Source organism: Terrihalobacillus insolitus (assembly GCF_028416575.1).
Lineage (GTDB): Bacteria > Bacillota > Bacilli > Bacillales > Amphibacillaceae > Terrihalobacillus > Terrihalobacillus insolitus.
Genome location: NZ_JAMQKB010000003.1, coordinates 1 through 26,049 on the forward strand (window position 1 = coordinate 1; position 26,049 = coordinate 26,049).

The 26,049-nt window shown below is 38.7% G+C and carries 20 protein-coding genes, 1 other RNA gene and 1 other annotated feature; of the genes, 5 read left to right on the forward strand and 16 right to left on the reverse strand.

The window, feature by feature from the left end:
• The first annotated feature begins 347 nt into the window (after positions 1–347).
• Complete coding sequence (locus tag NC797_RS04865) at positions 348–1,628, forward strand: replication-associated recombination protein A (protein ID WP_272435830.1); 1,281 nt, start codon at positions 348–350, stop codon at positions 1,626–1,628.
• 122 nt (positions 1,629–1,750) lie between these two features.
• Complete coding sequence (locus tag NC797_RS04870; RefSeq protein WP_272435617.1) at positions 1,751–2,443, forward strand: RsfA family transcriptional regulator; 693 nt, start codon at positions 1,751–1,753, stop codon at positions 2,441–2,443.
• A 61-nt stretch (positions 2,444–2,504) separates the two neighbouring features.
• Here the strand turns inward: NC797_RS04870 and ssrS are convergent.
• From ssrS to NC797_RS04890, 4 genes are all read right to left on the reverse strand, one after another.
• A non-coding RNA gene (gene ssrS, locus NC797_RS04875) (6S RNA) lies at positions 2,505–2,692 on the reverse strand.
• Positions 2,693–2,889: 197 nt separating this feature from the next.
• The gene (gene aspS, locus NC797_RS04880; RefSeq protein WP_272435618.1) at positions 2,890–4,665 is read right to left on the reverse strand and encodes an aspartate--tRNA ligase; all 1,776 of its coding nucleotides are present in this window, start codon (positions 4,663–4,665) and stop codon (positions 2,890–2,892) included.
• A complete protein-coding gene (gene hisS / locus NC797_RS04885; RefSeq protein WP_272435619.1) occupies positions 4,658–5,947 on the reverse strand; it encodes a histidine--tRNA ligase in 1,290 nt (429 codons plus the stop codon). Before hisS ends, aspS begins: the two co-directional genes overlap by 8 nt.
• 53 nt (positions 5,948–6,000) lie before the next feature.
• Positions 6,001–6,219, reverse strand: a binding site (T-box leader).
• 91 nt (positions 6,220–6,310) lie between these two features.
• Positions 6,311–6,484, reverse strand: a complete 174-nt coding sequence (locus NC797_RS04890) for a hypothetical protein (protein ID WP_272435620.1) — start codon at positions 6,482–6,484, stop codon at positions 6,311–6,313.
• 128 nt (positions 6,485–6,612) lie between these two features.
• Here NC797_RS04890 and NC797_RS04895 point away from each other — a divergent pair, with 128 nt between their 5' ends.
• Positions 6,613–7,650 (forward strand): N-acetylmuramoyl-L-alanine amidase, encoded by a 1,038-nt coding sequence (locus tag NC797_RS04895; RefSeq protein WP_272435622.1) that lies wholly within the window; start codon positions 6,613–6,615, stop codon positions 7,648–7,650.
• Between the two features lie 137 nt (positions 7,651–7,787).
• On the opposite strand, the gene NC797_RS04900 is transcribed toward NC797_RS04895, so the two are convergent.
• The 8 genes from NC797_RS04900 to NC797_RS04935 all read right to left on the reverse strand — a co-directional run bounded on the left by NC797_RS04900 (position 7,788) and on the right by NC797_RS04935 (position 19,450).
• Positions 7,788–10,511 (reverse strand): MBL fold metallo-hydrolase, encoded by a 2,724-nt coding sequence (locus NC797_RS04900; protein ID WP_272435623.1) that lies wholly within the window; start codon positions 10,509–10,511, stop codon positions 7,788–7,790.
• 61 nt (positions 10,512–10,572) lie between these two features.
• Positions 10,573–11,034 (reverse strand): D-aminoacyl-tRNA deacylase, encoded by a 462-nt coding sequence (gene dtd, locus NC797_RS04905; RefSeq protein ID WP_272435624.1) that lies wholly within the window; start codon positions 11,032–11,034, stop codon positions 10,573–10,575.
• A gap of 29 nt (positions 11,035–11,063) precedes the next feature.
• Positions 11,064–13,262, reverse strand: coding sequence for a RelA/SpoT family protein (locus tag NC797_RS04910; protein WP_272435625.1), 2,199 nt, complete (start codon positions 13,260–13,262; stop codon positions 11,064–11,066).
• Between the two features lie 248 nt (positions 13,263–13,510).
• Positions 13,511–14,023 (reverse strand): adenine phosphoribosyltransferase, encoded by a 513-nt coding sequence (locus NC797_RS04915; protein ID WP_272435626.1) that lies wholly within the window; start codon positions 14,021–14,023, stop codon positions 13,511–13,513.
• Entirely contained in the window at positions 14,013–16,358 is a 2,346-nt protein-coding gene (gene recJ, locus NC797_RS04920) for a single-stranded-DNA-specific exonuclease RecJ (RefSeq protein ID WP_272435627.1), read from the reverse strand. The genes NC797_RS04915 and recJ overlap by 11 nt, the downstream gene beginning before the upstream one ends.
• 70 nt (positions 16,359–16,428) lie before the next feature.
• Positions 16,429–16,764 (reverse strand): LapA family protein, encoded by a 336-nt coding sequence (locus NC797_RS04925; protein WP_272435628.1) that lies wholly within the window; start codon positions 16,762–16,764, stop codon positions 16,429–16,431.
• Positions 16,765–16,778: 14 nt separating this feature from the next.
• Positions 16,779–19,049, reverse strand: coding sequence for a protein translocase subunit SecDF (gene secDF / locus NC797_RS04930; RefSeq protein WP_272435629.1), 2,271 nt, complete (start codon positions 19,047–19,049; stop codon positions 16,779–16,781).
• 98 nt (positions 19,050–19,147) lie between these two features.
• A complete protein-coding gene (locus NC797_RS04935) occupies positions 19,148–19,450 on the reverse strand; it encodes a post-transcriptional regulator (RefSeq protein WP_272435630.1) in 303 nt (100 codons plus the stop codon).
• Between the two features lie 135 nt (positions 19,451–19,585).
• Between NC797_RS04935 and spoVB the strand changes: the two genes are divergently transcribed.
• Positions 19,586–21,139: a stage V sporulation protein B gene (gene spoVB, locus NC797_RS04940; protein WP_272435631.1), complete on the forward strand. Its 1,554-nt coding sequence runs from the start codon at positions 19,586–19,588 to the stop codon at positions 21,137–21,139.
• A 47-nt stretch (positions 21,140–21,186) separates the two neighbouring features.
• On the opposite strand, the gene NC797_RS04945 is transcribed toward spoVB, so the two are convergent.
• Together NC797_RS04945 and NC797_RS04950 are read right to left on the reverse strand one after the other, a co-directional pair.
• On the reverse strand, positions 21,187–21,861 hold the full coding sequence (locus NC797_RS04945; protein ID WP_272435632.1) for a DUF421 domain-containing protein: 675 nt from the start codon (positions 21,859–21,861) through the stop codon (positions 21,187–21,189).
• 63 nt (positions 21,862–21,924) lie between these two features.
• Positions 21,925–23,226: an ArsB/NhaD family transporter gene (locus NC797_RS04950; RefSeq protein ID WP_272435634.1), complete on the reverse strand. Its 1,302-nt coding sequence runs from the start codon at positions 23,224–23,226 to the stop codon at positions 21,925–21,927.
• Positions 23,227–23,425: 199 nt separating this feature from the next.
• On the opposite strand from NC797_RS04950, the gene NC797_RS04955 reads away from it, so the two are divergent.
• Positions 23,426–23,812, forward strand: coding sequence for a TIGR04086 family membrane protein (locus tag NC797_RS04955; RefSeq protein ID WP_272435635.1), 387 nt, complete (start codon positions 23,426–23,428; stop codon positions 23,810–23,812).
• 611 nt (positions 23,813–24,423) lie between these two features.
• Here NC797_RS04955 and yajC read toward each other — a convergent pair.
• Together yajC and tgt are read right to left on the reverse strand one after the other, a co-directional pair.
• On the reverse strand, positions 24,424–24,687 hold the full coding sequence (yajC, locus tag NC797_RS04960; RefSeq protein ID WP_272435636.1) for a preprotein translocase subunit YajC: 264 nt from the start codon (positions 24,685–24,687) through the stop codon (positions 24,424–24,426).
• Between the two features lie 19 nt (positions 24,688–24,706).
• Entirely contained in the window at positions 24,707–25,846 is a 1,140-nt protein-coding gene (gene tgt, locus NC797_RS04965; RefSeq protein ID WP_272435637.1) for a tRNA guanosine(34) transglycosylase Tgt, read from the reverse strand.
• Positions 25,847–26,049 lie beyond the last annotated feature (203 nt).

A 26,049-nucleotide genomic window follows, 5' to 3' on the forward strand; every position in this document is an offset into this window, starting at 1 on the left:
CCAAGAAAACAAATCAGCATAATTAACTACAATAATGTTCCATAAATTTTTAAAATGAACAATTTCATTTAAGGGGGGTGCTTTTTTGCGCCAAAATTCAGCATAACCCCCATTTTCGTATAAAAAGTCGGCAAATTAGAAGCAAGCAGGTCGAGGCGGCGCTGTTTTGAGTAACGGAGCGTATACTTTTAATACGTGAGTAACGGAAAAACAGCCATTTAAGGAATACAGGCTAAGACCGCCACGTCCTGTGGCAACGCCTGCATGACCCACATCGTGTGGGCCTGAGATGCGCCACTTATCATTTGGTGACTTTTTGAACAACCTCACAAAGGGGAAAATAAATGATGAATAATAAACCGTTAGCCTTTCGCATGAGACCAAAAGATATAGATGACATTATTGGGCAAGCCCACCTTATTGGACAAGGGAAAATGATCAGAAGAATGATAAATGCCAATCGACTTGCTTCCATGATTTTATTTGGCCCCCCTGGAACAGGGAAAACTTCAATGGCAATTGCTTTAGCAAAAAGCTTGAACCTACCATTTAAGTTGCTAAACGCTGTTGTTGACAAGAAAAAGGAAATGGAAATTGCTGTTGAAGAGGCTAAGTTTTCTGGCCAGCTCGTTTTAATAATGGATGAAGTGCACCGTCTTGACAAGGCCAAACAAGACTTTTTGCTTCCACACATTGAAAGCAATCAAGTTACGCTGATCGGCTGTACTACAAGTAATCCTTACCATTCGATAAACCCAGCAATACGGAGTAGATGTCACTTATTTGAGCTTTATTCTTTGACGCCAAAAGATGTAAAAGATGCCTTAAAACGAGCACTGGATGATAATCAAGATGGACTAGGTAACATGACGATCACATTAACAGATGAAGCACTTGAACATTTTTCGAGTTCTGCTAACGGTGATCTACGTGCTGCACTAAACGGATTAGAACTTGCTGCCTTTTCCACACCTGATACAGAAGGAGAAATTGTTATACCATTGGAAATTGCTGAGGAATGTATGCAGAAAAAAAGTTTTTCCCATGATCATAATGGGGATGCACATTATGACGTGCTCTCCGCATTTCAAAAATCAATTCGTGGTAGTGATGTTAATGCAGCATTACATTACTTAGGAAGATTAATGGAAGCTGGAGATTTAGATAGTATTGCAAGAAGGATGGTCGTTTGTGCCTATGAAGATATAGGACTTGCAAATCCACAGGCTGGGCCTAGGGCGTTAGCGGCAGTAGAAGCAGCAGAACGTGTCGGCTTCCCAGAAGCACGCATCCCACTTGCTGTTGCAATTGTTGAATTGTGCTTGTCTCCTAAATCAAACACGGCTTACACAGCTCTTGATGAAGCATTGTCAGACATAAGAAAAGGAAAATCAGGGGAAATTCCGCTTCATTTAAAAGATGCACACTATCAAGGAGCAAAGCACTTAGGAAGAGGTGTCGAGTATAAATATCCCCATCATTACAAGAATGGTTGGGTAAAACAACAATACCTGCCTGATTCTATCAAGAATAGAATGTATTATAAACCTAAAGATACGGGTAAATTCGAGAAATCACTTAAATTCGTTTATGAAAACATGTACAAAAAGAACGAAAATGATTTGTAATACGTATATTTCTTTTTCTATGAGGCAATACTAGGTGAAAATACCAAACTAGTTCTATGAAATTAGATTTAATAAAAAAAACGTTCATGGACAGACCTCAATCAGAAAAGGAGTGTAGCACTTTGGTTAAAATAAGACAGGATGCATGGTCACACGAAGATGACCTGTTATTGGCTGAAACAGTACTACGACATATTAGGGAAGGAAGTACGCAATTAAATGCTTTTGAGGAAGTTGGTGATAAACTAAACCGAACCTCTGCGGCATGTGGGTTTCGTTGGAATGCTGAAGTAAGAAGACGTTACGACCAAGCAGTTGCGATTGCAAAAAGACAAAGAAAAGAGAAAAAACGAGCCATGGCAGCAGAACAGAAATCCAACGAAAAGGTTTCGATTCCTGCTGCTCCAACTGCTTACACGGTTCCAGATTCAACGAATATAGTAGACCAAAAACCCGCTTCAACTACTAGTAGTACAAGCGATCACTCAGAAGGAAGCAATCAGTCTATCACATTAGATTCTGTTATTTACTATCTCACTACATTGAAGCAAGACTATCAAGACGCAAACGACCGAAAAAATAGTTTAGATTATTATCAAAGAGAAACCGAGAACTTACAAAAAGAAAATGAAGAATTAAAGAAAAAATTATCACTCGTACAAGAACAGCTAAATACCATCCAAGAAGACTACCAAGTTCTCATACAAATTATGGACAGAGCAAGAAAAATGATCGTATTTGATGAGGACGAGAGTATGTCTGCAAAAGCATTTCGAATGGAGAAAAACGGTAACTTAGAGCAAGTTGCACGATGATATTTCAAACAAAAAAAGCAAAGTTTTAAACTTTGCTTTTTTTATCTGATTTTATATGTAGTCCAATCCCGATTGTGCCGTCCTTTGTGAGTTTTGAACCCGCTCTCGGCAGGTGGGTGCCCTGTTCCATATTTTATGCTTCCTCTCATAAGTAAAATGAGGCTTGCACGCCATATAGAAACTTTCAGGCTCCCGTATTCATTAATGTTCGGTCAAAACGTAATGATAAGACGAACACATCAGGATTGGTATTGCAAGCAACTTTGGATAAGAAGCCTCCAATTGATTCTAAACAAATAATAGCATATTAAGGATCGTTTATCAAGGAGCTTACAATATCCAAAATATGAAAATTGTATTACGAACCTATTTCAATTTAATTACAAATTTAAGAGGATGTTCAAAAAGTCACCAAATGAAATTTACCGACTTTTTGTACACACACTTTAACCCTTTTTTTGTTTGTTAATTTGTAAATTTAGTTCCTCTAGCTGTGCTTCACCTACTTTGCCAGGAGCTTCAGTTAGTAAGCAAGATGCCGAAGCAGTTTTAGGGAAAAGAATCGTATCTCTAAGATTACTTCTACCCGATAGAAGCATAACGAAACGATCCACTCCAAGCGCAATTCCCCCATGTGGTGGTGCACCATACTCTAATGCTTCTAGAAGGAAACCGAACTGATCCTCTGCTTCTTCCTTGGAAAAGCCCAAAACTTTAAACATTTTATCTTGAATTTCTTTTTTATATATACGAAGGGAACCACCACCAAGCTCATATCCATTTAACACAAGGTCATAGGCTTGGGCTCGAACTTCTCCTGGATTTTCGTCCAGTTTATCAATGTCTTCCTCAACTGGCATCGTGAACGGGTGATGTGCTGCAGAATAGTCATTTAATTGTTCGTCGTATTCAAACAGAGGCCAATCGGTAATCCACAGAAAATCAAACTTTTCATTGTCAATCATACCGAGTTCCTTTCCAAGCTTAAGTCGTAACGCTCCTAAGCTCTCATGGACAACCTTTATCTTGTCTGCAACAAACAGTAATACATCGCCATCCTCTGCATGAAGGCGACTCTTTAATGAAGAAGAAACTTGTTCATTAAAGAATTTTGCTATTGGTCCTTTTAATTCACCATCTTCTACCTTTAACCATGCTAGACCTTTTGCACCGTATACCTTTGTAAAATCTGTTAATGTATCCAAGTCTTTACGCGAGAATTGTGAAGCCTTACCCTTTACGTTTATTGCACTTACTTTTCCACCATTCGAAATCGCATCACGGAACACTTTAAAGTCGGATTCATTTACAACGTCAGATACGGTCACCAACTCTAATCCAAATCTTGTATCTGGTTTATCAGAACCAAATCGTTCCATTGCCTCATCATATCGCATTCGTCTGAACGGTAGCTCGATTTTCATCCCTTTTACGTCTTTCATAACCTTTTGCATCATTTCTTCTGTCATTTCTATTATATCATCACTCGTCATAAAAGAAGTTTCGATATCAATTTGGGTAAATTCAGGCTGGCGATCGGCACGTAAATCCTCATCCCTAAAGCAACGAGCAAATTGATAGTACTTTTCAAAACCAGAGATCATTAACAGCTGCTTAAACAATTGTGGTGATTGTGGTAATGCATAAAATTCACCAGGGTGAACACGACTTGGAACTAAATAATCTCTTGCACCTTCAGGCGTGCTTTTTGTAAGCATTGGTGTTTCCATTTCTAAAAACTCTTCTTCATTTAGATAGTTTCGAATGGCTTGGGTTGTTTGATGGCGAAGTTTAAACGTTTGTTGTAACGGCTCCCTCCGCAAATCTAGGTAGCGATACTTTAACCGAATATCTTCGGCAACATCCGTATCGTCTTGAATCAAAAAAGGAGGATTTTTTGCTTCATTTAATATGTCAACCCTATCTACCTGTATTTCAATTTCACCTGTTTGCATGTTCGGATTTGTCGTGGATTTGTCTCTTTCCACAACCTCCCCTTCAATGTGAAGCACATACTCACTCCGTACCGATTCCGCAACTTTTAACGATTCTTCAGAAACTTTAGGGTTAAAAACAATTTGCACCACTCCAGAACGATCTCTTAAATCGATGAAGATTAAGCCACCTAGGTCACGGCGCCTTTGAACCCATCCCTTCAGTTCCACACGATGTTGGGCGTGCTCTTTATTTAACGCACCTATTTTCTGTCTCTTTCTAGTCATGTTCGTTTCCTCCCTGAAGCTCTTTGTTTAAGTAATCAACGAGCTGATTTACTGGAACTTCCTTTTGAATTCCTGATTTCATATGTTTTACATTTACAATTTTATCCTGAAGCTCCTCTTCTCCAAGTACGATGACATATTTAGCGTGTAATCTGTCCGCTGCTTTAAATTGTGCCTTGAATTTCCGATCCATATAGTCTTTGTCAACTTGGATACCCGCTTTTCTTAATTGATAGGTTAATCTTACAGCTTCTTTTTGAGCTTCCTCACCTAGAGCGACAAGGTAACAATCCAATTTCTGATCGATTGGTAATGTAATTCCCTCTGCTTCAAGGGCCATTAACAGTCGTTCTACACTCAGCGCAAATCCAATTCCTGGGGTTTCAGGTCCACCCAAGTCCGCTACAAGTCCATTATAGCGACCACCCCCAGAGAGTGTGGTAATAGCTCCGAATCCCTCTGCATCACTCATAATTTCGAATGCTGTGTGATTATAGTAATCCAAGCCTCTTACTAGATTTTTGTCGATAACATACGGTATGCCCATTTGATCTAAATAACCCTTCACTTCTTCAAAATAAGTACTAGAATAATCGTTCAGATAATCTAAGATTGACGGCGCATTTTTCATTGCAGGATGATTTCGATCGTCTTTGCAATCCAATACACGGAGTGGATTTTGGTTCAATCGAATTTGGCAATCGTTACAAAGCGCTGTTCGATATGGTTCAAAATGTTCCATTAGTGCATTACGATGTGCCTCCCTACTTGCATCATCACCCAAACTATTAATAACAAGCTTTAATGATTGTAAACCAAGTTGTTGATAACTGTTCATTGCAAGGGCCATCACCTCTGCATCAATAGCGGGGTCTGCACTACCCAATGCCTCTACACCAAATTGGACAAACTGTCTCATACGTCCTTGCTGTGGGCGTTCATAGCGAAACATCGGTCCAAAATAAAATAACTTTGATGGTTGCGTTGGCAAACCGTACAATTTGTTTTGCACATACGCCCGAACAACTGAAGCGGTTCCTTCAGGGCGCAAAGTTATACTCCTATCCCCTTTGTCTTTGAAGGTGTACATTTCCTTTTGGACGATATCTGTTGTATCACCAACACCTCTTTGGAAAAGCTCCGTATGTTCAAAAATCGGCGTGCGTATCTCCTTATAGTTAAATGTCCTACACAAATTGGTTAATACTTTCTCCACGTATTGCCATTTCTCCGATTCACTAGGCAGTATATCCTGTGTACCTCTAGGCGCTTTTACGTCCACTAAAATAACCCCCTTATTCATTTTTTTGCACAAAAAAAACCCTGTCCCCATGAAAAAGGGACGAGAGTTAACCCGCGTTGCCACCCTAGTTGAAGCCAAAATAATTGCTTCCACTTTAACAGTTAACGCCTGTATAACGTTTACACCTACTCGATTCAGTGTTAAACCTCCAGAATGTCTTTCAAAAGGGCACATGTTGAACTGCTCTCAGCCTCGGCACTTCTTCTCTTTACATGTGTGAACCTTCCTACTTTTCCCATCATCAGTCAATCTATATTCAAATTATTTCCATCCCTACACCAAGTCCATTATACCAGTTATTTTTAGAATTGTTTATTATCATAAGGTCTGATTACTAACTTGTCAAGCACGATCTAATTTATCTTTTAATTTTTTCACTTCACCGAGTGAGATTCCAAATTCTTGCGCAAGTTCCATTTGATTCGCATTCCCTTCCGCTTCCATGAATTTATGAAAATCTACCCCAAATTGATTTTGTAAGGTATGTGCATATTGCTGTCTTTCGTTATATCTCACCAATTGTTGCCTCCTCCTATTCTTGACGTATATGAATGTTATTTATTATTATTTAGTAGTAGAGATGAAAGATCATGAACACCTTTTTGAACACAAAAAGGAAGAACGATACTGATGGGGGAGTTATTGTGAAAAGAAAACAAATAAGCTTTTTCCTCGTTCTTGTTTTTTTTCTAGTATTGACCATAACAACAGTTGTCTATGCAAAAGATGCAATAATTAATGTTGATAATTTAAATGTTCGAAGCGGTCCTGGTCTTTCCTATGAAGTAATCGGACAAGTCAATCAGGATGAAACATATCCGATACTGGATCAGTACGAAGGGTGGGTACAAATTGAAACCGATGACTTCACTGGTTGGGTAACGAAAGAATTCCTCACTATACCTGAGGGAAAAAAGGAGGAAAACGAAACAACTATTACTTTACTATATAACAAGACAAATGTTAGAAGTGGTCCAACGACAGCCGATGAAATCATTGGATATGCTGATAAGGGAAGTCAATTTGAAGTTGTACGTGAAATTAGTGGATGGTATCAAATTAAATGGGAGGGAAAAACTGGCTACATTGCAGGGTGGTTAGTAGAAAAAGATGCTGAGACATTCCCGTATGAAGAGACCAGTCTAACTAAGAAAACGATTGTGATTGATGTTGGACACGGCGGGAGGGATGTTGGGGCAATAAATTTAAACAATGCTGTTGAAAAGGATTTTACAATGCGAACAGCAAAGGAATTGCAAAACCAGCTTCAATTGCTTGGGGTCGAGGTAATCATGACACGTAACACAGATACATACATATCGCTAAGCGGGAGAGCAAGTTTGTCTAACGTCGTACAACCCGATGCTTTTATCAGTATCCATTATAACAGTGCACCAGCATATCCGAGCGCCTCTGGTATAAGTACGTTTTATTTAAATCCAACGAATGAAACGTTAGCAAATGACATCCAGTCAGAATTAATCAAAGCTACTGGTAAAGACGATCGTGGCGTGCAACAAGAAGATTTTCAAGTATTACGTCAAACACACCAACCAGCTGTATTATTAGAGCTAGGTTTCATTTCAAATGAAGCATCAGAAAGAGATTTCCTTTCAAGGGGTTACCAAGAAAAACTCGCAAAAGGGGTCATTAACGGCCTAATGCGTTACTTTTCTAATTAACAATCGTGGTCAGGATTGTTTATCCAATCGGAAGGAATGTTGAAAAGGGCTAGCTTAAAAAATAGAAGTAATCACTATTCAGTACTTGAAATCAATAGAGGGACAAAAACCTTGGTCTTTGTCCCCCCTGTCAGCCTCTATTTTACTTGTAAGGTATATCCAGTTTGTTTCAAGATATGATCGCGAACTTCTGCAAGTTCAGCTTCTGTAAATTCATTGGTCACTTTGATCGAAACCTCAGCCTTATCCATATGAACGGATGGGTTTCCTTTCATACCCCAAGCTGGTGGTATGGATGCATTTGTGATCCGAATAATTTCATTTTGTTTGGGTTGTTTTGCAAATTGAACGGCTATTCCAATCTCCTTACTTAAGTTCAAAAGCATGTCTTGATACTGAACAGCAATCTCTGGAGAAATAAAATGTAACTCCATCAAAGGTTGTCCGTTTACCTTTTTCATGCTCGTTTTATAAATTTTAACGTTGTTTTTCTCGCCATATTGTTTCGCGATCGCAATGGCCTGATTATTTTCCATTGGTTCTTGATCAGAATTGGCCATAAAAGTCTCTGTGCTACTACTATTCAACCCAACTGAATCATGATCTTCAGCAAAACGCAGCGCGAATCCGGTAGTTTCATTAAATTTTCTGGAGATTTCCAAGCTGTTTTCTGGTTTCGGTTCTTTGGTCACCACAAGTGATTGGTTAATGTGAACGGACGGCATGTCAACATCACTCCCCAGTAATGAGGATAGCACCGGCTGGAAGGCCTCGTGTCTGACCGAATCAGAAAATACTGTGTCCCAGCCCGTCCGTTTTTTTATGTCTTTTATTACTCGCTTCCGTTCCGTATTGGTTATGCTTTGCGGAAAATCAAATGATAACAGAATATGCGGATTATCTGTCCCATTTTGTTGCACACCGCAACGCAAAAAATGCGAATGATCGGTAAAGTACGAACGAACATGATCCATCGCATGATTTGGATTCATCTTTATCGCCTGAATAGGCAAATCTAGATTGCTTAATTTAAATTTTACCTTTTTATCTAGTCTATATCCGACTCTTCCCTCCAAATCAACGTGCCGACATTCTTTAGGGATACTTTGTAGTGCTATGGCAATGGCAAACTGCTGTGCTTCATCTGTTACCTGCAGTGTTTGAAAGATCTCCTGCAAGGAAACGATATATTCCGGCAATAAGTCCCAATTTATTCCTTCTAAATATGGTCGACTAAACGTTAATACTTCAAATGCTACTGCTGTATATCGTTCAATCGATAAATTCCACGGACCAAGCGTTTCTGCTACACTGCTTGCTTCAACCTTGTCCACCTTTCCTTTAGGTGTTTCACAATAAAGGGTCGCTATTTTAGGATGCACTTTTTGGCATAGACCGAATTTGTAATTCTGATCCCCTTCTTTTTTATACAGAAGAACAGATCCAATATAATTTCTGAGCAGTTCCTGTTCCCGATTACGCTTATATCTTCTTCCAACGATCCCCTTTTTCTCTTTACGTTTTTCAAATGGATAGGTCTCTCCGTTCTCGGTGAGTACAGGCTGAAATCGCGGGTGGATTTTCTCTATAAGGCCAATCCTTGCTTCATCATCCCCATGTACCAGAAGTGTATAGGTTGGCTCAAGCGTTTCAATAAATCTGGTCATTTCACTAGCATCTGCATGTGCTGATAGTCCAAATTTATCAACACGGCACTTCACCTGATAGGTCGTGCCATCAATATCCAGCGTATTTTCTGTTCCTTCTGCAAGTGCGAGTAGCTTTTTGCCTGGACTTTCTTCATCCTGATAACCAGTTAGATAAACTGCATTCTTTTCATCTGTAACGAGATGCCTTGCATACCAAGCACTTGCTCCTCCTGTCAACATCCCAGATGAAGCAACAATACAGGCTGGGTTTCCTTGTACGATTGCATTCCTGTTTTTAGAGTCGACAGCGATACACCGTCCCTCCGTTAAAAAGGCATCGCCATTCGTACGAATACGATGGGCAACAGGGCCTTTTAAGTAATGTGGGTAATTTTTATAAACTCGACAAACTGGAGTAACAAGTCCATCCACATAGATTGGAAATGTCGGAATCAAACCTTTTTCCATATAAGCCTGTAGAATCAGCAGTATCTCCTGTGCTCGGCCAATCGCGAAGGCTGGAATTAAAGCAAATCCACCATTTTCAATTGTTGCCGCAACATTCTCTGCTAAACGTTTTTCTTCTGTATTACGATCCGTATGCAGGCGATTTCCGTATGTCGATTCCATGACGACAACATCTGGTCGGATATCGTCCGCAACCTTTGCACCAGGTATGGTTCTTCCACCGTTGAATGAAAGATCACCCGTAACCAAAATACGCTCACCGTTCCCCTCAATCAGAAACATAACAGCTCCGACAATATGCCCCGCACGATATGAGGTGATTTTGACACCAGCAATTTCTAAGACACCATTTGCTGGAAACACACGAATCTGCTGAAGGAAATTGTTCATTTGCTCTTCTGTATAAGGCACAAGCGATTCCGTCAAACGGCTTTGTTCAGTCAAAATTTTATAGGAATCCTTCATCATGATTTGCATTAAATCTGCTGTTGGTGGTGTCGAATAGACTGGCACATCTGGATACATTGCATGAATAACAGGCAATGCACCAATATGGTCAGCATGGGCATGCGTAATAATAACGATATCTGGTTTTGACAATTCGTCAAGCATCCCAAACATAGGCAAACTATTTTCTCCATGCATCCGCATCCCTGCATCGATTAAAATACTCACTTCTTCAAATTGAATATGTAAGCAAGAGGCACCAATTTCGTTTCCCCCACCTAATACAGTAACTTTCAAAAAGAAGCTCCTCTCTAATAAACGATTCATTTTCTCATAGTAAATAGTTCACGGCAACCACTTATTTCCCATTATCTCTTTTCTTTCTACTATCGATCATTAGTGTAACTGGGCCATCATTTGTTAGCTGTACGTCCATCATTTCGCCAAACACTCCAGTTTCAACATGAATGCCTTCTTGTTCTACAAAATGATTAAATGTTTCATACAATTGTTTTGCAGTATCGGCTTTAGCCGCTTCCATAAAATTAGGTCTTCTACCTTTAGTGCAATCACCATAAAGCGTAAACTGAGAAATGGAAAGGACGTCTCCACCAACATTTTTGACAGAAAAATTCATTTTCCCGTTCTCATCTTCAAAAATTCGGATATTTCCTATTTTATTTGCAAGATAAGATGCATCCTGGGGCGTATCATCATGCGTAACACCCAAGAGCACGACTAATCCACTATCTATTTTCCCTGTGACCTTTCCATTGACAGAAACATTCGCACTTCTAGCTCGTTGAATCACTGCCTTCACAGCAATGCGCTCCTTCACGTAGGTATTGTTTACTGCAGCATTCTAGTTACAGTGTATACATCCTTTATTTGTTTGATCCGATCCACAATTTTTCGCAAATGACTAATGTTATGAATTAGGATCGTAATGTGAATCAACGCCATCCTATTGCGATCCGATTTACCATTTACAGCTGTAATATTTGTTTTTGTTTCATTTACAGCCTGCAGAACTTCATTCAACAGACCACGGCGGTCATACCCTGATATTTCAAGATCTACATGGTATTGTTTACTTTGTGTAACTGAGTTTTCCCAATCCACCTGTAAAATGCGTTTTTTTGCTTCTTCCGTCTGAACATTCGGGCAGTCAACCCGATGCACAGACACCCCCCGACCTTTTGTTATATAACCGGTTATATTGTCACCAGGCACAGGGTTACAGCATTTAGATAGCCTTACAAGTAAGTTATCCACTCCTTCAACACGTACACCGGAGTCCTTTTTATAGGAGGGAGATGGTTTTTTTTCCGTTTTAATTCCTTCTAATGTTTGTTCTAAATGTTGTTCGTTATTTTGTTTTCGAATTTTCTCGGTTAGTCTTGTCGCAATTTGTGCAGCAGTAATTCCTTGGTATCCAACAGCAGCGAACATATCCTCTTCATTTGAAAAATTAAACTTTTCTGCTACACGTTTTAAATTTTCAGTTGTAAATACTTCCTTTAAATCAATATCTGCTGCTTTTACCTCTTTCTCAACTAAATCTCTGCCTTTCGCAACATTTTCATCCTTGCGTTGTTTTTTGAAAAACTGCTTTATTTTGTTCTTCGCTTGCGAAGTTTGTGTTAATTTAATCCAATCCTGTGAAGGGCCATAAGAGTGTTTAGAAGTCATAACTTCTACAATATCGCCTGTTTTAAGTACATAATCAAGTGGCTCCATCTTCCCATTAATCTTTGCTCCAATAGTATGATTGCCAACTTCTGTATGGATTCGATAAGCAAAATCAAGTGGTACAGAACCAGATGGAAGTTCGATTACGTCCCCTTTTGGTGTAAACACATATACCATGTCAGAAAACAAATCTACTTTTAACGATTCCATAAATTCTTCTGCATCATGTGTCTCATTTTGCCATTCTAAAATCTCTCTAAACCATGTTAACTTATCTTCAAATGAATTCTTTTGGTTGTTTAATTGTTTACCTTCTTTATACGCCCAATGTGCTGCAATCCCGAATTCAGCAATTTGATGCATTTCGTGTGTTCTGATTTGAACTTCTAGTGGATCTCCTTTTGGCCCAATGACTGTCGTATGCAAAGACTGATATAAATTCGGCTTTGGCATTGCAATATAATCTTTAAATCTTCCTGGCATCGGCTTCCAGCATGTATGAATGATTCCTAATACAGCATAACAATCCTTAATACTATTGACGACAATTCGAACAGCTAGCAAATCATAAATTTCGTTGAATTGCTTGTTTTGCAACACCATTTTTCGATAAATACTGTACAAATGCTTTGGTCTTCCAGACATCTCTGCTTTTATATTGACTTCTTTAAGCTGGGATTGCACTTCCGACATTACATCTTCTATATAAAATTCTCTTTCTTCCCGTTTTTGTTTCATAAGATGGACAATGCGATAATATTGCTGTGGATTCAAATACCTTAACGCCGTATCCTCTAACTCCCACTTTATCGTTGAAATACCAAGGCGATGTGCTAATGGTGAAAAAATCTCTAACGTCTCATTTGAGATTCTACGTTGCTTGTCAGGCGGAAGATGCTTTAGTGTACGCATATTGTGTAATCGATCGGCGAGCTTAATCAGAATTACACGAATATCCTTGGCCATGGCAACAAACATTTTACGGTGATTTGCCGCCTGTTGTGCTTCTTTTGATTTATATTTAATTTTGCCTAGCTTTGTTACACCATCCACTAGCATCGCAACTTCATGGCCAAACTCTGTTTCTAGTTTTTCGATCGTCACATTTGTATCCTCAACAACATCATGTAAGAAACCGCCCGCAACTGTCTCCGGATCTAATTCCAAGTGTACCAATATACTGGCAACTTGAACTGGATGAATGATATAGGCTTCTCCAGACTTCCTAAATTGTCCTTCATGAGCAGAATGTGCATACTCATATGCACGCCGAATAAAGGCTGTATCATCACTTGAGAGATATTTGCCAGCTTGTTCCATTACATCATCTGCTGTCAAAATTTGATCTTTCGACATTTCATCACCTTAATTTCTATTACTACCTCCACGAACGAACATGGTGGTTGTATTGTTATGCTCAGACGCTTGTCCAGATTAAAAAACTCGGGCATCCATTTCATTTAACATGAATCCCGCTACTTATTTCTTTATATTATCAAAAAATTCGTCAAAAATGTAAAGTAATACAACAATGATGTGTCCGAACAAAACTTTCTTTTTATAGAGGATGAGGAGTACTTACAAACAAGCACTCCTCACTCCGTTTAATATTCTGTTAATGTAAGTACATTATAACCATCTAGTTTTTCTCTGCCATTCAAGTAAGTGAGTTCAACTAAGAAAGCACAACCAACTACAATACCGCCAAGCTGTTCGACTAATTGAATTGTTGCTTCGATCGTCCCACCTGTTGCAAGTAAGTCATCTGTAATGAGCACACGTTGCCCAGGCTTAATCGCATCTTTATGGATGGTTAACACATTTTTACCATATTCAAGGCCGTATTCCACCTTTATTACTTCCCGTGGCAATTTGCCTTCTTTTCGAACCGGGGCAAAACCAACCTCTAGGGCATAGGATACTGGACAGCCTATGATAAACCCACGAGCTTCTGGTCCAACTACTAAATCAATGTCTTTTTCCTTTGAAAATTCTACAATTTCGTCGACCGCAGATTTAAATGCTTTTCCATCATCCATTAATGTCGTAATGTCTTTAAACTTGATTCCCTGCTTCGGCCAATCTTCAACTACTGTAATATATTTTTTATAATCCACTCATTACTTCCTCCTTCAATGATGCAGGTGCTTTCATGTTCTCTTGCAGCCAATTTTTTAATTGCGTATAGTTTGAATAGTAAAGGATTTCTTCCAAATCTAATTGTTGCAGTCTTTGTTGATATAATTCAGATTCGGTCAAATCCTTTTTTGTCGGTTTCGATATAGGATATAAAATACCATCTTCTATTTTAACAAACTCCAATTCAAAAAACACTTTTGAGATGAACTTTATTTTATCAACAGACCAACCTTTAAAAGCAGCCAGCTTGTCCAACTCTTTTTCAAAGTGAAACTGTTTTCTTTTTAACATCATTGCATAAAACCATTTAAATTCTTCCCTGGTTGGGATACCTTTTAAATAGGAACCTCCATCTAATTGATAACATGCAAATATTCTTTCTGGACGTATGTCTGCAACTATTTCGGATAGATCGTCTAATGTAGCAGGCATTTCTAATAAAATGAGATCCTTTACATGTGCGTTATTGATCCCTTGGTTCATCACTTCCTGATAGGACAGAACGGGAACACTTAGTTCGTGTAACCTAGGTGGATGTTCTTTAAGTTGAATAGCTAGTGCTGTTTCAGGTAATACATGTGCTACCTGCTTTTCGATAGAACGTACGCCGCGATAATCAAATAGTTGCCATTCTGGTATTTCAAAATCTTTTAACATGATTTGTACCTTTTGACGACCATTCCATTCATTAATTCCTAGTTCCCCAACTGCATGAATCATCGAACTTTTTGAAATTTGGTGGTACAGGTTACCCATACCAAAACCAACACCATCAAGCAGTGCTTGTCCATTGGCCATGGTGAGCTTTAAATGATTCTGTCTACTGCCGATTTGTCTTATTTCCTTTACGGATCCCTTTACAAAGAATAAAGGCTTTGGATTACCCATACCAAATGGTGCTAGTTTTTCTATTTCCGCAATACCCGAAATAGAAAGCGCATCTATATCTGTCGTTGCATCAATAGAAAGAACTGGTTTAAAATCCTCAGGAGACAGCTGTCGATCAGCAATAGCATGTAATTTGTTTCGTACGATATCAATACGATCGATCGGAAGGGTCATTCCCGCAGCCTGAGCATGACCTCCGAAACGGGTAAAATGTTCTCTTATTTCCATACAGCTTGAAAAAAGGTCAAAAGCATCAATACTGCGTGCAGATCCTTTAGCTTCCCCTTTTTGCGGGTGAATAGATAGAACGATTGCTGGGCGATCGAATTTCTTTACAAGCTTTGATGCGACAATTCCTAAAACGCCCTCATTCCATCCTTCTTTTGCGACAATAATGACATCTGCATCTCCTGCTGTTTCGTTTACCATTTGTTCTGCTTCTTTTGCAATTTCAGATACAATCACTTGACGCTCCTGGTTCACATCTTGTACAAAGGCGGCTAGTTCCACTGCTTGGTCCATATCTTTTGTCAGTAATAAATCAACGGCAGGATTTGCTTCTTGTAGACGACCAACTGCATTCATTCTCGGACCAATCATAAACCCTATCTGTTCTTCTGTGATCGGACCTTCTATGTTGCATACCTTTTTTAGAGCCTTAATACCTGGCCTGTTTGAATTCGAAATTGCTTTTAAACCAAAATGAGCAAGAACCCTATTCTCAGCAACCAAAGGAACCAAATCAGCAATCGTTCCAATCACTACTAAATCGAGTAACTGGGAAGGAAAATAACCTAATAGATGTTGTGCGAATTTAAAAGCAACTCCAACACCAGCTAGTTCTTTAAAAGGATACTCCTTTGAACACTTTGGATGTATGATTGCAAATGCTGTCGGGATGTCTTTCTGTGCCTCATGGTGATCTGTAATAATCAAATCAATCCCTAACTGTTTCGCAACTTCCGCCTCCTGAACCGCTGCAATTCCATTGTCAACAGTAATAATGAGCTGGAACCCTTGTTCTTTCGCTTCTTTAAATGCAACTTCATTCGGGCCATAGCCTTCTGTAAAACGATTTGGAATATAAAATTCACATATAGCACCAAGTTCTAAAAGCGCCTCCATCATCACCGCAGTGGAGCTCACCCCATCTGCATCATAATCACCATAAACAAGAATGTGTTCTTTGTTAGCAATTGCTTCTTTCACACGTAAACAAGCCTTATCTATATCATGCAATAAGCCTGGATCATGTAAGTGATTTAGATCAGGATGTAAAAAACGGGCTGCCTGATCTGCCGTTGTGATACCACGTTGCCACAACAATTGCTTCGTGAGGTCCGAATCGATCATTTGATCTAGTGGGCTTACATCGGCTTTTGTTTCATTATATGTATAATTCCAATTTGCTTGGCTTCGTAACATAAATTCACCCCTAACTCACTCATTATACTAGAGTGCGTTAGGGGGAAGCAAATAGATTCTTTCGTTTATCTTACTCTTGATCTCCTTGTGCTTGATCATTCTCCATTGGTTTTTGTTTGTCCTCTGCATCGGTCTCGGTAGGATTACCCTCTAATGTTTCCTTTAATCGTTTGTTTTCCTGCGTTAACGTTTTTATCTCACGCTGGAGCCGAATCAATTTCACTGCACCAACAGCTGCTGTAATCACTCCACCCATTAATACGGATATTAAAATAACGAGAACAAGAGGTGCCTCTCCATTGCCAAATAAATAGTTAACTTGCACTGGATCTACATTTATCACCGCAAAAATAGCGACAAACACAGCAAATACTAAGGCTAAAATAATATTCGTTTGTCCTCTCAAATGAATCCCTCCTCTTACACTTGGGGTCTATCCGTGTTTTTTTTCTGTCCATACACAATTGGCTTTTCTTTTATCTTTTTCCCGCGCCATACAAGCCATAATTGAGCTGCAATGAATAGTGAACTATAGGTTCCAGCAAACAACCCAATGACCAATGCAAGAGAAAACGTAAAGATCGATGTTGCACCAAATAACAAAAGTGCTAACGCTGCGATGATCGTTGTAATGGTCGTATTAATACTTCTTGTTAACGTCTGCATTAAACTTTTGTTTACAATTGCTGCGAGCTCTTTGAATGATTTAACACGTTTTTTCAGTTTTAGATTTTCCCTAATTCGATCAAACGTTACAATCGTATCGTTAATCGAATACCCGACGATCGTCAATACGGCGGCGATAATGGTAATGTCAAATTCCATTCTTGTAATACTAAATAACGCAAGAATGAAAAAGGCATCGTGTAATAGTGCAATAATTGCCGTTAATGCAAAATAAAACTCAAATCGAAGCGTAACATAAATAATAATTCCAATTGAAGCATAGATAACAGCCATGACGGCATTTTTCGCAAGCTCTTGGCCGACAATTGGTGATACGGTGCTTACGTTTGGTTCATTTCCATATTTATTGTCAAACGCTTCTTTTATTTCGGCGATTTTTCCCTTTGATAAAACCGTATCAAATCTAGCAACTGCTATTTCCTGTTCATCACCAGAAATAACTACTTTATTTGGAGTTGCTTCAAGAGCATCAAATTCTTGTTCGATCTCTTCACTCGTTAAGCTGTTTCCTGCCAACACTTCTACTCTTGATCCACTTGTAAAGTCAATTCCAGGATTCAATTGAAAAATAAGCATGGATAGGATTCCTGCTAGGATTAAAAAGCCAGAAACTGCAAAATATTTTTTTCGATTTTTTACAATATCAAACTGGCGCCCAAATACTTTTGGTTCAACTTCTGACTTATCGGCTATGTCCTGTATTTGATCTTGTTTTACACCAAACCAGCCTGGACGTTTATTTAGAAATTTACTTTTTATCCATAATCCAATAAAAAGTCTTGTCGCATACACTGACGTTAAAAAGCTAACTAAAATACTAATAATTAACATGGTAGCAAAACCTTTAACAGAGCTTGTCCCAAATACGAACAAGACAGCAGCAGCGAGCAATGTCGTTATATTTGCGTCTAGTATTGTCGCCAAAGAACGACTGTTTCCCGCTTTAAAGGCAGAGATCATTGTTTTTCCAGATTTTAATTCTTCCTTTATTCGTTCATATGTAATGATATTTGCATCAACAGCCATCCCTACACCTAAAATGAGAGCAGCTATTCCAGGGAGAGTGAGTACACCATTTAACAATTCAAACACAAGAAGAATAAGGTAAATATAAATGGCTAACGTAACAACAGAAATCGCACCTGGAAGTCGATAGTATCCAATCATGAATAGGAAGACAAGAATAATTCCAACAAATCCTGCAAACACTGTTTTATCCATTGCCTGAAGCCCAAACTGTGCACCTACAGATGTCGAATACATTTCCGTTAAGTTGACTGGCAACGAGCCAGCGTTAATAATATCAGCTAAACGTTGTGCTGATTCTACTGAAAAGTTTCCAGTAATCATGACATTAGACGTGTACAATGTCTCCGAAACACTAGGTGCCGAAATGTACTTCGGATCTTCTTTCGTTACTTCTTGTGCAAACGCATCCTCTTTTTCGTAATCCATCCAAATGACAAGTTTGTTATCAGCATATGGGGTTTCACTGTTACTCATTTTCGAAATAGTTTTCGTAACATCCGCAAATTTAGAAGCATCTTTTACTTTTAGCGTTACCATTGGTTCTTTCGTTGTAGGATGAAAGTCTTGTTTTGCACTCCCTTCTACTATGTCCGTACCATTTAAATATTCCTTATCATTTACATCTCTAAAAGATAGCCTGGCAGAAGTTGATAATAGTTCCCTTGCTTCGGTTTGATCTTGAATTCCAGCAAGCTGAACGCGGATCCGATTTTCCCCTTCTATGTCAATATTTGTTTCACTAATACCAAGCACATTTACACGTTCACTTAATGCTTGTGTGGTCGCTTCTAACATTTGTTGATTTAACTCTTGGTTTTCATCAACTGGTTCTACCTCATAGAGAATCTCAAATCCACCTTGCAAATCCAACCCTAAATTGATGTCTTTTGTAATTCCAGTAATCGTTGTTCCAATCGTTCCGGCAAACAATAATACGATTAGAAAAAAGGCAACGATTCTCCCTCTCTTTGTCATGTTGTATGTGCCTCCTTCTCTCCTGTTCCAATATATTCCTATGTATAACGTGATGAATACGCACTATTATAGAAAAAATTTACATCCTATGTCAATGATCACCCATTTTCATTCCAATCATCATTTTCTGTGAGTGCAGCGATCGAAGCTAATAAATCATCATCTTGGTAAGCTTCAACTGTTAAATAGCTCAAATAAATAGTTGACCCTAAATGTAAGATGTCCTCTGCTATTTGATGAAGACGTTTTTGTGGATCGCCTTTCCAAACTTTTTTCACCAAACATTTCCACACTTCTTCTTGTGAAGTACGGGAATAGCCCATTTGTTTCAATTCATCTACCTTACTGGAAAGGACAGGCTCCATCTGGTTCTTCCATTCACTTACACGTTTTATTTCCATTTACACTTTCCTCCTTATGTACCCGAAACTCCACTTCAAAAGAAATTTGTGAAAGCATGTCATGCTTGGCCCATCTATTCGCATATACATTCATTGTATATGAAAATTACTTTTTTGAGAAGGCAGGTCGTCATTATGACCAAGCAAAGTTTTTTACATGGTACCCTTATCCTAATTTTAGCTGGATTAATCACACGATTTTTAGGGTTCATAAATAGAATTGTAGTTGCAAGGCTAATGGGAGAAGAGGGAGTAGGACTATACATGATGGCACTCCCTACTTTATTTTTAATTATTACGTTGACCCAATTTGGACTACCTGTTGCTATTTCAAAACGTGTGGCAGAAGCAGAGGCCTATGGGAATATAAAAAAAATAAAACAAATTCTCGTCATTTCATTAATTATTACTGGGACGTTAAGTATTATTTTTACAATTGGCATGATACTTTTAGCCCCTTTTGTTGCAACTACCTTACTGACCGACGAAAGAACCCTATACCCGCTAATTGCGATAAGTCCGATCGTGCCGATTGTTGCGATTACATCCGTATTAAGAGGATATTTTCAAGGGCGACAAAACATGAAACCGCAAAGTATTGCGCTCGTTATTGAGCAAGTAGTACGGATATCTTGTGTTGCATTATTTGTTAAAATTTTTCTGCCATACGGTGTTGAATTTGCAGCAGCTGGTGCAATGTTTTCCGTTATTCTCGGAGAATTGTTTTCCTTATTATTCTTAATTTGGATGTTTCGTAATAGTAAGCGCATGAAATTAAGAAGATATTTTTTCAGCTATATGAAGTCTGGAAAGAGTACATTACAGGAATTAATGTCCATTGCATTGCCGAGTACAGGGAGTAGAATGGTCGGCTCTTTGTCTCATTTTTTTGAACCCATTCTCGTTTCCCAAAGCCTTGCAATTGCAGGTATTCAAACCGCAGTTGCTACCAAGCAATATGGAGAGTTAACTGGTTATGCAATGCCACTTCTCTTTTTACCGACATTTATTACAAATTCTCTATCGATTGCACTTGTTCCTTCTATTAGTGAAGCAGGTGCAAGAAATAATCCAAATCTTATTCATTATCGGATCCATCAGGCAATCCGGATTTCCTTTGCATCTGGTGCTCTTGCAACGATTGTCTTAACCCTTTATTCTGTTCCAATTCTTTCATTTATGTATGGGTCAACAAATGCAAATAAATTTCTCGTTCTAATGGCGCCTTTTTTTATTTTACTATATTTCCAAGCACCATTAAATGCTGCACTGCAAGCACTTGATTTGGCAAAACCGGCAATGTGGAATAGTTTAATTGGAGCTGTTGTGAAATTCATCGTATTAATTGCATTAGCCTCAAATGCTACATTTGGAATTATGGGGGTTGCCTTAGCTATAATTGTTGGAGTCGTTCTTGTCACCTTTCTTCATCTAGCAACACTGATTAAAGCTATTTCTTTCCGCATTCCCATGATAGACATCATGAAAATGGTGTTATTAATGGGGTCAACATGGTGGGCTGGAGATATGCTTAAGACGATTCTCCCTGGGTTTGAATCGTCCGTACTTACACTTGGCTTTTCCTTGACGATCCTAACTAGTTTATATATCATCTTGCTCTTTGTTTTCCAATTTATTACAAAAGAAGAACTGAAACAAATCCCTTATTTAAATCATTTACTATCCTAACACGCACTGTAAAAGCGCTTATCGATACATTGTCGATAAGCGTTTTATTACTTTTTTTCATTTTTTTCATCTATATACCAATTGTTGTTTTCGTCAATTGAACAAAACGATATGTCCTCGATGGATGGATAACCTTTTGCTTGCAATTGACTTGCAAGCCACTTTTTAGAGTGATTTATTTTATTCAATGCGTCTGTTTGTATTTTACCGTCCAAAATCAAGGGTACAACAAACCCTTTCGCATCCGAACTCGTGTCACTGGACTTTGTCGCCTTTTCAAAAATAGAAAGCTTTCCCGAAGGTTCCAGTATGGCAAATTCAACATCTTGTACACTCTTTGTACCGTTTTGTCGTAACTGCATTAGTAGATCATCGAAATTATACCGCTGTTTTTTCATCTCGTGCTCATCAATTTTACCTCTAGATACTATGATAGATGGTTTTCCTTCAAACCATTTTCTAAACAATTTACTTTTTAGTGAAATCCATGCGGTAAGCCGTTGTATTGCTAATAACACTAACATTGGTACGACAGATCGCATTACCGACTCTTTAGGATCCTCAATCGAAAATACTGCCATCTCTGCTACCATAATGAACACAACAAGATCAAGAATCCCTAATTCTCCTATTTCTCTCTTCCCCATCAATCGAAAAATGATAACAATCAAGATATATGTTCCGATCGTTCGTAAAATAATTTTACCTATCTCTAAATCCAAATGCTGCCCACTTCCCTTATTTCTTTTACGGTCATTATTCCCTTTTTTAAATGAAATATGTGATCATGTAAATGATTGGGAAAATGGTAATAAATATCGAATATAAATATAGATCATTGATAAGATAATGGAAACAAGAACTAGAGGAATCCCATATAGCAAAAAACGAACAAATGGTAAGCGTTGACCAGAGCCTTCAGCAAGGCCAGCTACTACAACGTTTGCTGATGCACCAATAAGCGTTCCATTACCACCGAGACATGCACCAAGAGCCAATGACCACCATAGTGGATTTAAATTAGCCATCCCATACGACTGGAACTCTTCGACAACAGGGATCATTGCGGCAACAAATGGAATATTGTCCACAATCCCTGAGAATATTCCAGCAGTCCACAAGATGAGAAAAGAGGTTTTAGTCAAGTCTCCTTCTGTTGCCCACATAATGCCTCTTGCTAATTCATCAATAACCCCGACTTTTTCTAGGCCACCTACTAACATGAACAGTCCAATAAAGAAAAATAATGTAACCCACTCAACTTCTTGAAAAACTTTTTCTGAACCAGCTTCCTTGTCGGTTAACAAAAGCAAAAGTAATGCACCAAAAGCCGCAACGGTAGTCAGTTCAATATGAATAATTGGATGTAATAAAAAACCAGAAATGGTAAGCAATAATACAGTTATAGACTGGTAAAGCATTGGTGTTTTTTTTAAATATTCCTCTGCATTCATTTGCATTAATTTTACGGTGTTATTTTCGTTTCTAATGAGCTGTCTCCGAAACAAAAATATGATAGATGTGATCATGATGACAAAGATCACAAAAACGATCGGAGCCAAATTCGTGATAAAAGATAAAAAGGTTAGATGTTCAACAGCTTGGCCAATCATAATGTTTGGTGGGTCTCCGATTAGGGTTGCTGTTCCCCCTATATTGGCACTAAAAATAATCGTCAATAGATATGGAAACGATGGTAATTGTAACAGCTTCGTTAAGGTTAACAAAATCGGTACAAATAATAAAACGGTTGTAACATTATCCAGAAGTGCTGAACCGATTGCCGTCAGAACCCCTGTTCCAAGTAGAAGAGGAATAGGTTCCCCTTTCACTTTTTGTGCAAAGCGGATCGCAATATATTCAAACAACCCCGTTTTTTTCGTTATCGAAACGAGTATCATCATAGAAAACAGTAATGTTACCGTATTCCAATCAATATAACTAGTGAAAGCCTGTTCCCATTCATACACCCCAGACAATAAAAGCAAAACGCCTCCGGAAAGGGAAACTAGAGCTCGGTTCATTTTTTCAGTCATTATAAAAAAATAACTTACAACAAAAATGGTGATCGCGATGGTGGCAGACATACGTTGTCCCCTTTCATTTACGACTTGTCAACATATAGCAAATCGCTGCGGATGTTCATGATTAGCGACTCACTTACTCAGATAAGACAAGTTACATATCCTTTTATATATGTATTCACGAACACCCAAAATATTTTATTCTAATTTCATTTCTTCAGAATAAAATGTAGCAAGTGGACAAACACGGGGAGGGATTAAATTGGTTAAATCACGTTTTACGGCACTTTTATATGGTTGGATTGTCATTTTTGCAGTTATGCTTGTAGCTAGCCTAATTCTTGCACTCTTACTACGGTTTACAACCATCGGATCTTCTACTTTAGACTGGGTGACACTAACAGTAAGTTTGATTGCCTTGTTTTCTGGTGGAGTTGCATCGGGAATAAAAGGAAAAGAAAAGGGATGGATATTAGGCGGGAGTACTGGGCTAGGCTTTATCCTATTCGTTTTATTGTATCAATATCTTGGATTTCAAAAAGGATTTAGCGCTGATCAGATGATTACGCAAGGTGGCTTTTTAATTGCTGCATTATTTGGTGGCATCTTAGGAGTAAATCTTAGCAATGAAAAAAAGGAACAAACATAGGAATAAGAAAGTGCGGGCCCCCGTTTTCAACACGGGCGGTTCGGTGTTGCTGCGCACATCAGATTTATGAGGACGCGTGCGCTTGGTTTTTGAACCCATATGCGTCTTCATCGCTCTTATGACGACGCATGCACTCGGTTTTTGAGCCCGTATGCGTCCTCATTGCTCTTATGACGACGCGTTCGAGCGGGTTTTGAGCCTGTATGTGTCTTCATTGCTCTTATGACGACGCGTTCGAGCGGGTTTTGAGCCTGTATGCGTCTTCATTGCTCTTATGACGACGCGTTCGAGCGGGTTTTGAGCCTGTATGTGTCTTCATTGCTCTTATGACGACGCGTTCGAGCGGGTTTTGAGCCTGTATGCGTCCTCATTGCTCTTATGACGACGCGTTCGAGCGGGTTTTGAGCCTGTATGTGTCTTCATTGCTCTTATGACGACGCGTTCGAGCGGGTTTTGAGCCTTTAAAGTCATTCATAGAATTACAATAAAAAATGCACAAGAGATTTCATAGAGGAATTCTCTTGTGCATTTCTATTGTTATTCTGTTGTTGGTTACCTTAAAGTGCGTGTTCAAAAAGTCGCCGTATTATTGAAGACGCAGATGTCAGCATTTAATCCTGATTTACAACTTCTCTAACTGCGGAACGGTCGTATGTAAGCTTCGTACCATCTTCCACTGTAAGTACAATGTTCCCTTCATTCACAGCATGAACAGTTCCATGCAACCCACCAATGGTCACGATCTTGTCACCCTTTTTAAGATCAGATTGCATCTCGCGGACTTTCTTTTGTTTTTTTTGTTGCGGACGTATAAGAAGGAAATAGAAAATCACAAACATTAAAATAATTGGTGATAACTGAACTAGTAAATCCAACTGTTTTCCCCCTTTCTATTTAAAAGTTTTTAGCATCTGGTTTATTAAAACCATATAGTTCAAAGAATTCATTTCTGAAATCTCCAAGTCGATCGTCTAAAATCGCTTGACGAACTTGCTTCATTAATTCTAACAGAAAATATAGATTATGATAAGTAGTTAATCGAAAACCAAATGTTTCATTGTTTTTGATGAGGTGTCGAATATAAGCACGCGTATAGTTTTTGCACACATGACAGTCACAGTTCTCATCAATTGGACTAAAGTCTCGTGCAAATTTAGCATTTCTTATTACTAGTCTTCCCATGGATGTCATACAGGTCCCATTTCTAGCAATCCGAGTTGGTAGAACACAATCAAACATATCAATTCCTCTAATCGCTCCATCGATAAGTGAATCAGGCGACCCAACCCCCATTAAATAGCGTGGCTTGTTTATTGGAAGTAGTGGTGTGGTAAATTCTAAAACTTTGTTCATAACATCTTTCGGTTCACCAACGGATAAGCCACCAATTGCATATCCTGGAAAATCTAAAGAAGTTAAATCCTTTGCGCTTAGCTTTCTTAAATCCTCGTATTCACCACCTTGTACAATGCCAAACAATCCTTGATCATTTGGTCTCGTATGTCCAGAAAGGCACCGCTCTGCCCACCTGCTTGTCCTTTCTACAGAACTCTTCATATATTCATATGTAGCAGGATATGGTGGACATTCATCAAATGCCATCATAATGTCGGACCCTAATGCATTTTGGATATGCATCGCTTTTTCTGGTGACAAAAAAAGCTTTTCGCCATTAATATGATTGCGAAAATGGACACCTTCCTCTTCAATATGTCTCAAATCACTGAGACTAAATACTTGAAAACCACCTGAGTCCGTCAAAATAGACCCATTCCAATTCATAAAGGAATGTAGCCCACCAGCCTCCTGAATGATGTCCTCACCAGGTCTCAACCAAAGGTGATAGGTATTAGAAAGAATAATCTTAGCCCCTATCTCTTCTAATTCCTCAGGACTCATTGTTTTTACTGTTGCTAATGTTCCAACAGGCATAAAAATTGGTGTCTCGAATGATCCATGGGGAGTGTGTACCTTGCCAAGTCTTGCCCCTGTTTGCTTACAGGTTTTTATTAATTCGTAGGTGATTGGTTGCATGTTATTTTCCCTTTCTCTTCTTCTACTAAGCTGCATTTAAGAGGTTGTTCAAAAAGTCACCAAATGATAAGCAGCGCATCTCAGGCCCACACGATGTGGGTCATGCAGGCGTTGCCACAGGACGTGGCGGTCTTAGCCTGTATTCCTTAAATGGCTTGTTTTTCCGTTACTCACATATTAAAAGCATACGCTGCGCTACTCAA